Source organism: Paracraurococcus lichenis, assembly GCF_030657435.1.
Classification (GTDB): domain Bacteria; phylum Pseudomonadota; class Alphaproteobacteria; order Acetobacterales; family Acetobacteraceae; genus Paracraurococcus; species Paracraurococcus lichenis.
Genome location: NZ_JAUTWS010000422.1, coordinates 1 through 613 on the forward strand (window position 1 = coordinate 1; position 613 = coordinate 613).

At 65.9% G+C, this 613-nt stretch carries 2 protein-coding genes; one reads left to right on the plus strand and one right to left on the minus strand.

Translation table 11 applies throughout. The features are described 5' to 3' along the window. The coding region (locus Q7A36_RS40610) for a transposase (RefSeq protein ID WP_305109460.1) at positions 1–285 on the plus strand (285 nt) is incomplete at its 5' end. A 30-nt stretch (positions 286–315) separates the two neighbouring features. Here the strand turns inward: Q7A36_RS40610 and Q7A36_RS40615 are convergent. Then, a partial coding sequence (locus Q7A36_RS40615) for a hypothetical protein (RefSeq protein ID WP_305109461.1) occupies positions 316–613 on the minus strand: 298 nt, incomplete at its 5' end.

Genomic DNA, 613 nt, shown 5'->3' on the forward strand with positions numbered 1-613 from the left:
ATCATCGTCGACAACCTGCCGGTCCACCGAGCCAAGCGGGTCACCGCTTGGGCGAAGGCCAATGCCGAGTGGATCGAGCTGTTCTACCTGCCGCCCTACGCGCCGGAGCACAATCCGGACGAGTTCCTCAACAACGATGTCAAGCAGGCCATGGCGAAGCAGCCGGTCCCCAGGGACAAGGCTTCGCTCAATGCCGGCCTCACCTCGTACATGCGCAGCCTGCAACGCCGCCCTGCCAAGGTCCGGGCGTTCTTCCAGGCCACCACCGTCCGCTACGCCGCATAGACCGCTGAAGATACGTATTTGATGGCCGTACTAGTAGCCTATGGGGATCGGCTCGTCCGCCGCCTCGGCCTGCGCGATGTGCGCAGTCTGCAGCCCGACCCGGCGGCCATCGCCGCGCGCGACCCGATCGGCGGCCTCTTCGCCGCCGATCGGCAGGAGGGTCGGCGTGAGGCAAAGCCGGCGCCCGCCGAGGCTGCTCTGAACACGGCCGAACGCGAGGAACTTGCCCGCCTGAGGCGCGAGAACAAGCAGCTGCGCCACGAGCGCGACATTCTCTCTCGAGCAGCGACGGGTACCCATCGGATCTATTGTCTCGACCGAGAAGTTT